The sequence below is a fragment of the Cupriavidus sp. 01L46 genome, assembly GCF_056399905.1.
The window spans coordinates 1-2,270 of record NZ_JBFTSF010000528.1 but is presented as its reverse complement, the minus strand read 5'-3'; the positions used below and the strand labels follow the sequence as shown (position 1 = coordinate 2,270).

Below are 2,270 nucleotides of genomic sequence, written 5' to 3'. Positions count from 1 at the left end.
ACATCATGGTGATGATGCCAATGCCGGTCATCGGCAGCGGCATCCGCGCCAACAGGCCAGCCAAGGCAAAGCCCTTGGTGGCGGGCGCAGCAAAAAGTTCTCGGTAAGGGTTGTCCATCTCGTTCTCCAGGGTGCCTCCGCTTGCCAGCGTATGACGGTGCGGCGACAATACATACGCAGCGTATGAATAAGATCGTATATTCATACGCAATGTATGTAAACAATCATGCAGATCGTATGTAAGGAGAAGACGGATGGTTCGTCGCACCCGCGTCGAGATGGAGGAAACCCGCGCCACGTTGTTGGCGACCGCCCGCAAGGTCTTCAGCGAGCACGGCTACGCCGACACCTCAATGGATGACCTCACCGCGCAGGCGGGCTTGACCCGTGGCGCGCTCTATCACCACTTCGGCGACAAGAAGGGATTGCTGGCCGCTGTGGTGGAGCAGATCGACGCCGAGATGGATGCGCGTCTGCAAGTCATCTCCGACGCCGCCGAGAATGCTTGGGAAGGTTTCCGTAGCCGCTGCCGCGCCTATCTGGAAATGGCGCTGGAACCAGAAATCCAGCGCATCGTGCTGCGCGACGCCAGGGCGGTGCTGGGCGGCACGTCGCCCGAATCGCAACGCCATTGCGTCGAGTCAATGCAACGGCTGATCGACAACCTCATGCGGCAAGGCGTCGTGGACGAAGCCGACCCGCAGGCACTGGCATCGCTGATTTACGGCAGCTTGGCCGAAGCGGCGTTCTGGATCGCAGACGGCGAGGACGGCAGTGCGCGACTGGCGCGAGGTATGGTGGCTCTGGATTTGCTGCTGCGTGGGTTGTTAGCCGAGTAATAGCCTTACGAGACGCCGAGGCCACGTCGTCGCTCATTGGACAAGCGTGGCCGGCTAGAAATTCTGCTAAATATTCCGCATGGTACTAATCCGACATACCGATACCATGCCAGCATTCTCTAGCTGCAGTTCTCGCCGAAGCTTCTCGCACTCGTGCTGGCTAGTAAAGGAAAAATATTCACGCGCTGCCGGGTCACTCGACTCTGCCTTCGTGACGGTCAGATGCCAGAGGTCGGCAATGGAGCTTGATTGTTCATCGTCGGAGCTACCTGCGTGAATATCGACAGCATTTCGGTCATTGATAACGACCACGACAACAATCGCGATGCTCGCCGCAACCCACTGTGCAATGCGTCGCAATCTGAAAGAGATCCTTGTCATGCCGGCATGCAAGATGATGTTGGCGTTGTTGTGATCCTCATATGGTAGCGTTTTATCGTCGGCAAACAATCCCCTCGATCGGGGAGGCGGGTGACAGGAGGGGATAGGTTTGCCGAGGCTTGCCACATGCGATCGGCAAGACACTGGATGTGGTTGTGCAGATACCGCGCGTGGCGCGTATTTAGAGGCTGCGCCTAAACGCATTGACCCATCAACGTGAAGCGACCAATGCGACGGGGCACGGAGGAACTTTTATTCAGTCTTCGCGAGATAAACGCAATTTCGCCCAGCGCCTTTCGCTCTGTACAGCGCTGCATCGGCCGCCTCAACAAGCTCGTCCGGAAAGCGTTCTTGCCGAAGGGTTGCGCAGCCGGCGCTGACTGTGACATAGCCAACGGGAGTCGGAGCGTCGAGCTTTAACTGCGTCACCATCTGGAGCGCTTGCGCCGCGACTTCGGAAGCGCCACGACGGTCTGTATCCGGGAGAACTATTACAAATTCCTCTCCGCCGTAACGGCAGACAAGGTCCGACGGCCGGCGAACGACCCCGGCAAGCGCGGTCGCCACTGCGACAAGGCAAGCATCCCCTTTTAGGTGGCCCAGGGTGTCGTTGTACAGCTTGAAATGATCGACATCGATCATGATTAGCGACAGTGGCAAATTCTTACGCTTCGCACGGTCGAATTCCTTGCTGAAGTGCTCTTTGAAATAGCTCCGGTTATAGATCCCCGTCAACGCGTCATGGACAGATGTTTGCAGCAGGCTGGCATGGGCCGCAAATAGGCGCTGGTACAGAACGGTGACCTCCCACACTAGAACGCACACCAGGACACCCGGGGCAAACATGCTGAATATCCTGGCGAGATACCAGCCCACGCTGAACCTGGCGGCACTCAGCAGGTTMGGCGCTGTTCAGATTAAACGTTGATGACCTGCTTGCCGAGAGCTGACGCGATGACATCGTCGGCGGAAACGCCTTCCTTGTTCCAGCTCATCAGCCGTTGCCAAGCCAGGTAGTTCGGCAAGTACTTGGTGGCCACGCCCCTGAGT

At 57.8% G+C, this 2,270-nt stretch carries 2 protein-coding genes and 2 pseudogenes; 1 reads left to right on the top strand and 3 read right to left on the bottom strand.

What is annotated here, in order from left to right:
- The first annotated feature begins 254 nt into the window (after positions 1–254).
- Positions 255–839, top strand: a complete 585-nt coding sequence (locus tag AC1DS3_RS37925) for a TetR/AcrR family transcriptional regulator (protein ID WP_441640515.1) — start codon at positions 255–257, stop codon at positions 837–839.
- A 66-nt stretch (positions 840–905) separates the two neighbouring features.
- Here AC1DS3_RS37925 and AC1DS3_RS37920 read toward each other — a convergent pair whose 3' ends face one another.
- The 3 genes and pseudogenes from AC1DS3_RS37920 to AC1DS3_RS37910 form a co-directional block, all read right to left on the bottom strand.
- Positions 906–1,289 (bottom strand): hypothetical protein, encoded by a 384-nt coding sequence (locus AC1DS3_RS37920; RefSeq protein WP_441640514.1) that lies wholly within the window; start codon positions 1,287–1,289, stop codon positions 906–908.
- A 183-nt stretch (positions 1,290–1,472) separates the two neighbouring features.
- A pseudogene (locus AC1DS3_RS37915) lies at positions 1,473–2,132 on the bottom strand (diguanylate cyclase); the annotation flags it as partial.
- A gap of 5 nt (positions 2,133–2,137) precedes the next feature.
- Positions 2,138–2,270 (bottom strand): annotated as a pseudogene (locus tag AC1DS3_RS37910) (IS1595-like element ISCARN29 family transposase); the annotation flags it as partial.

Excerpts from the sequence above, each read along its gene's own strand:
- AC1DS3_RS37925 (WP_441640515.1), top strand. The coding sequence starts at position 255 with ATGGTTCGTCGCACCCGCGTCGAGATGGAGGAAACCCGCGCCACGTTG.